This is a genomic window from Thermomonas sp. (genome assembly GCF_047606765.1).
GTDB lineage: Bacteria > Pseudomonadota > Gammaproteobacteria > Xanthomonadales > Xanthomonadaceae > Thermomonas.
This window is the reverse complement of sequence record NZ_JASGED010000015.1, coordinates 1-5499: the sequence shown is the minus strand read 5'-3', so window position 1 is coordinate 5499 and position 5499 is coordinate 1. Positions and strand designations below refer to the sequence as shown.

Here is a 5499-nt window from a genome sequence, read left to right as displayed (position 1 = left end):
TCAACGTCCGCAACATCTCCGAGATCGTCGCCACGCGCACCGCCACCACCAAGCTGATGTCGCTGCTGCTGGGCGCGGTGGCGACCATCTCGCTGATCGTCGGCGGCATCGGCATCATGAACATCATGCTGGTGTCGGTGACCGAGCGCATCCGCGAGATCGGCCTGCGCATGGCGGTGGGCGCGGGGCCGTCCGACGTGCGCCGGCAGTTTTTGGCCGAGGCCATGCTGATTTCGCTGATCGGCGGGGTGATTGGCATTGCCATTGGCGTGGTGGGGGCGCTGATCTTCAGCAAGCTGGGCGAGTTGCCGGTGCAGCTGAACGCCAAGGTGATCCTGCTGGCGGCGGGGTTCTCGATCTGCACCGGCCTGTTCTTCGGCTACTACCCGGCGCGCAAGGCATCCTTGCTGGATCCCATCGAGGCGCTGCGCTCGCAGTAGATGCGGAGCTTGCTCCGCATACATCGGGATGTGCCGAGCAAGCTCGGCCCTACAGGTTTGAGGCGCTGCGGCAGCAGTGACATCCTGCGCACCTTCTCCCCCGCCTGCGGGGAGAAGGTGCCGAAGGCGGATGCGGGGGCTTTCGCGGCTTTTTAACGAAGATCGATCCGGTCGGTATGGCAAAATGCCCGCCATGCCTGCCCGGTTGCGCCGCCCGATGCCGCTTCCCGATTTCGCCATGCCCGCCCTGTTTCCATCACGCGCGCATGGCTGATTCGTACGGACACCTGCCGCGCGGTCCGGTTGGCATCATGCGGGCTGCTGCATGGTCGTTGCAGGGGCTGCGTGCGGCGTGGCTGCACGAGTCCTCGTTCCGGCTGGAGGTCTGCCTGTTCGTGGTGGTCGGCCCGCTGGGCTGGATGCTGGGGCAGACCGGCGTGGAACGCGCGCTGTTGATCGGCAGCTGCCTGCTGGTGATGGCGATGGAACTGCTGAACTCCTCGATCGAGGCGGTGATCGAGCGTTACGGTGCGGAACGCCACGAACTGGCGGGACGCGCCAAGGACATGGGTTCGGCAGCGGTGTTCGTGCTGATGATGAACGTGATCCTGACGTGGGCATTGATCGTGGGCCCGCGCTACCTGTAACCGCGCAATGGTGCGCGAAGAGACGAGAACCGATGGACCTGAGTTTTCTGGCTTCCCCCGATGCATGGCTGACCCTGGTGACGCTGAGCGCACTGGAGATCGTGCTGGGCATCGACAATCTTGTGTTCATTTCGATTGCGGTCGGGCGGCTGCCCGAGCACCAGCGCGCATCGGCCCGCAGGTTCGGCATCGCGGTCGCCTGCATCACCCGCATCGGCCTGCTGGTGTCACTGGCCTTCCTCGCAAGGATGGAAAAAGACCTGTTCACCGTGGCCGGCATGGGCATCTCCATCCGTGACCTGGTGCTGATCGTGGGCGGCGTGTTCCTGCTGGTGAAGGGCGCGATGGAAATCCGCGAGCTCATCAGCGGCGGCGAGGACGAAGACCCGCGCACCACCAAGAGCTCGCAGGTGTTCTGGATGGTGATCGCGCAGATCGCGGTGATCGACATCGTGTTCTCGCTGGATTCGGTCATCACCGCCGTCGGCATCGCCGAACACATCCCGATCATGGTGTTCGCCATCCTGCTGGCAGTGTCGATCATGCTGCTGGCGGCCAATCCGCTGGGGCGCTTCATCGACGCCAACCCGACCATCAAGATGCTGGCGCTGGCCTTCATCCTGCTGATCGGCGCGGTGCTGATCCTGGACGGTTTCGACCTGCACGTCCCCAAGCCGTACATCTATTTCGCGATGGCATTTTCGGTGATGGTGGAAACCCTCAACCTGCTGATGCGCCGCAAGGCTGCCGAGCACCACGTGCCGGGTGCCGGCGAGTGGTGAGGGTGGCCTGCACGCGCCTTTAACGGCGGGTGCGGGTCACTGTTCCTGTTTGTTCTTCCGTGGAGGGGTGTGATATGCGTGGAATCCGATTTGTACGTGGCGGGCTGTTGCTGCTGCTGGCGCTGCTGCTGTCCGGCTGCGGCTACAACCAGATCCAGTCGAAGGACGAGGCGGTGAAGGCCGGCTGGTCCGAGGTGCTGAACCAGTACAAGCGCCGTTCCGACCTGATCCCCAATCTGGTCGCCACGGTGAAGGGCTATGCCGCGCACGAGCAGCAGGTGCTGACCGCGGTGACCGAGGCGCGTGCCAAGGTCAGCCAGATCAACGTCAATGCGGACGATGCCGAATCCCTGGCGAAGTACCAGGCTGCGCAGGGCGAACTGAGCCAGGCGCTGAGCCGGCTGATGATGGTCACCGAGGCCTATCCCAACCTGAAGGCCGACCAGCAGTTCATCGGCCTGCAGACCCAGCTGGAAGGCACCGAGAACCGCGTCACCGTGGCGCGCGGGCGCTACATCCAATTGGTGCAGGACTACAACACCTACATCCGCCAGTTCCCGGTCAACCTCACTGCGAAGCTGTTTGGCCACAAGCCGAAGCCGAACTTCACGGTGGAGAACGAGGCGCAGATCCAGGATGCCCCGACAGTGGATTTCGGCACTGCACCGGCACCTGCATCACAACCGGCTCCGCAGCCGGCACCGGCTGGCTGATCCGGCAAGACGATGCCGCAGCGGCTCGCCGCGCAGGTTCTGCTGTTGATTGCCCTGCTGTGCCTGCCGTGGTCGGCAGGCGCGCAGCAGGCGGCGATTCCTGCCCTGGCTTCGCCGGTGGTCGATACCACCGGCACGCTGGATGCGGCGACCAGGCAGCAGCTTGAACAGCAGGCGCTGGATTTGCAGCAACGCAAGGGCGCGCAGTTGCAGGTGCTGATGGTGCCAAGCACGCAGCCGGAAACCATCGAGCAGTACGCGGTGCGCGCGTTCGAGTCATTCAAGCTGGGGCGCAAGGGCATTGACGACGGCGTGCTGCTGGTGGTGGCGAAAGACGACCGCAAGGTGAAGATCGAAGTTGGTTACGGACTGGAAGGCGCGATTCCCGACATCGCCGCAGGCCGCGTGATCCAGGAATATCTGGTGCCGAAGTTCCGCGCAGGCGACTACGCCGGCGGTGTTGTCGATGCCACAGCGCAACTGGTGAAGCTCGTCGATGGCGAACCGCTGCCGGAACCATTGGCGCAGCATCCCACCGGCCCGGATCGCGGCGGGGATTGGGTGCTGGCGCTGTTCGTCGCCTTCATCGTCGGGCAGGCCGCGCGTGCCTTCCTCAATCCACTGCCCGCCGGCATCCGCGCGCTGCTCGGCGGTGGCGCCAGCGGCGGCGTGGCCTGGCTGATTTCCGCTGCGTTGACGGTGGGCGGGCTTGGCGCGCTGATCGGCTTCTTCCTCGGCATGGCCTCTGGCGGTGGCGGCGGCGGTGGGCGCTTCGCGCGGCATCGTGGCTGGGGCGGTTATTCCGGCGGTTCTGGCGGAAGCTGGGGCGGCGGCGGTTTCGGCGGTGGTGGTGGCTGGTCGGGTGGCGGCGGCATGTCCGGGGGCGGTGGCGCCTCGGGGAGCTGGTGATGGCCGGCACCTTCAGGCGGCTGTGGGCGCACATGTTCACTGGCGGCGCGCAGGGGCGCTTTCCGCCGGATGCGATGGAGCGCATCGCGCAGGCGATCACGGTGAGCGAAACCTGCCACGCCGGCGAAATCTGCTTCGCGGTGGAAGCCGCCTTGCCGCTGCGTGACGTGTTGCGCGGCGTGCAGGCGCGGCAACGCGCGCTGGATGCGTTTGCAAGGCTGCGGGTCTGGGATACCGAGGCCAATAACGGTGTGCTGATTTACTTGCTGCTGGCCGACCACCGCATCGAGATCGTGGCCGATCGCGGCTTGCACGATGTGGTCAGCGATGCGCAATGGCGCGGCGTCTGCGAGTTGATGGAAGCGCGCCTGCGCGCCGGGGAACATGCAGATGGCGTGGTGGCCGGCATCGAGGCCATTGGCGACCTGCTGGCGGAACACTTCCCGCAGGATCCGAGCAGGCCGGACGAGGACGAGTTGCCCAACCAGCCCGTGCTGCTTTGATGCATGCCTGCTTGATGCGTGCTGCGCCAATGCCACGCGCCGGCATCGCGATGGTGCCTGCCGCCGGGTGTTCGCTACGCGGCTCGAAATGCCGCTGCGCGGTCCACCCGACGGCTTCGCCATCGCTGCGAAACCCCGCATCTGCGGCACAATAGGCAAATGCCTTACCTACACCAGATCGACCCCATCGCCGTTTCGCTCGGGCCACTGAAAATCCACTGGTACGGCCTGATGTATCTGCTGGGCTTTGCGGTGGCGTGGTGGCTGGGCCGTCGCCGCGTGCGCGCCGGGCGGTTGCCGGGCGTGGATGAAAACGGCTTCGGCGACCTGATGTTCTACGGCATGCTGGGCGTGGTGCTGGGCGGGCGCATCGGCTACATCCTGTTCTACGACTTCGGCCCGTTCCTCGCCAACCCGCTGATGATCTTCAAGGTCTGGGAAGGCGGCATGAGCTTCCACGGTGGCCTGCTGGGCGTGCTGGCGGCAATTGCCTGGTGGTCGCGCCGGCAACGCCTGCATTTCATCGATACCGTGGATTTCGTTGCGCCGCTGGTGCCGGCGGGGCTGGGTTTCGGCCGTATCGGCAATTACATCGGCGGCGAGTTGTGGGGCAAGCCGACGCAGGGCACGGCCTTCGATGGCTGGGGCGTGGTGTTTCCGCGCACGCTGCCGGAACCGTTTGCGTCGATGGATGCCGCCACACTGAAGGCGCAGTTTGATGTCGGCATGCTTGACAGCTTCGCGCGGCATCCTTCGCAGCTGTATCAGGCCACGCTGGAAGGGCTGGTGATGTTCTGCGTGCTGGTCTGGTATTCGCGCAGGCCGCGTCCGCGCTATGCGCTGTCCGGGCTGTTCGCGCTGTTGTATGGCGGCTTCCGCTTCTTGGTTGAGTTCGTGCGTGAACCTGACGCGCAGCTTGGCTATCTGGCCTTCGGTTGGGTGACGATGGGGCAGGTATTGAGCCTGCCGCTGATCCTGCTGGGCCTGTTCTGGCTGTGGAAGTCGCATTCCTCGCCGACGCTGATGCCGGAGCCTCGCTGATGCGCCAATACCTCGACCTGCTGCGCCACGTGCTGGAACACGGCGCGGAGAAATCCGACCGCACCGGCACCGGCACCCGCAGCGTGTTCGGCTGGCAAATGCGCTTCGACCTGCGCGAAGGCTTCCCGCTGGTCACCACCAAGAAGCTGCATCTGCGCTCGATCATCCACGAGCTGCTGTGGTTCCTGCAGGGCAGCACCAACATCGCCTACCTGCGCGACCACAAGGTCAGCATCTGGGACGAATGGGCCGATGCCGATGGCGAGCTTGGCCCGGTGTATGGCAAGCAATGGCGCAGCTGGGAAGGCGCAAACGGCGAAACCCATGACCAGATCGCGTGGCTGATCGACGAGATCAAGCGCAACCCCGATTCGCGCCGGTTGATTGTGTCCGCGTGGAACGTGGCCGACCTGCCGAAGATGGCGCTGATGCCCTGCCATTCGCTGTTCCAGTTCTACGTGGTC

General features: G+C 65.2%; 8 protein-coding genes. All 8 read left to right on the top strand.

Annotation, left to right across the window (positions count from 1 at the left end):
* Positions 1-440, top strand: a 440-nt coding sequence (locus QM612_RS01800; protein WP_415252188.1) for an ABC transporter permease, incomplete at its 5' end; no start/stop codon positions are given.
* 266 nt (positions 441-706) lie between these two features.
* Positions 707-1087, top strand: coding sequence for a diacylglycerol kinase (locus QM612_RS01795; RefSeq protein ID WP_415252187.1), 381 nt, complete (start codon positions 707-709; stop codon positions 1085-1087).
* Positions 1088-1119: 32 nt separating this feature from the next.
* A complete protein-coding gene (locus QM612_RS01790; RefSeq protein ID WP_415252186.1) occupies positions 1120-1869 on the top strand; it encodes a TerC family protein in 750 nt (249 codons plus the stop codon).
* Positions 1870-1943: 74 nt separating this feature from the next.
* Positions 1944-2582 carry a LemA family protein gene (locus QM612_RS01785; protein ID WP_415252185.1) on the top strand — a complete coding sequence of 213 codons (639 nt, stop codon included), beginning with the start codon at positions 1944-1946 and terminating at the stop codon, positions 2580-2582.
* A 12-nt stretch (positions 2583-2594) separates the two neighbouring features.
* A complete protein-coding gene (locus tag QM612_RS01780) occupies positions 2595-3491 on the top strand; it encodes a TPM domain-containing protein (RefSeq protein WP_415252184.1) in 897 nt (298 codons plus the stop codon).
* On the top strand, positions 3491-3994 hold the full coding sequence (locus QM612_RS01775; RefSeq protein ID WP_415252183.1) for a TPM domain-containing protein: 504 nt from the start codon (positions 3491-3493) through the stop codon (positions 3992-3994). Before QM612_RS01780 ends, QM612_RS01775 begins: the two co-directional genes overlap by 1 nt.
* A 159-nt stretch (positions 3995-4153) precedes the next feature.
* The gene (lgt, locus tag QM612_RS01770; protein WP_415252182.1) at positions 4154-5035 is read left to right on the top strand and encodes a prolipoprotein diacylglyceryl transferase; all 882 of its coding nucleotides are present in this window, start codon (positions 4154-4156) and stop codon (positions 5033-5035) included.
* Positions 5035-5499, top strand: a 465-nt coding sequence (thyA, locus tag QM612_RS01765; protein WP_415252181.1) for a thymidylate synthase, incomplete at its 3' end; no start/stop codon positions are given. The genes lgt and thyA, both read left to right, overlap by 1 nt.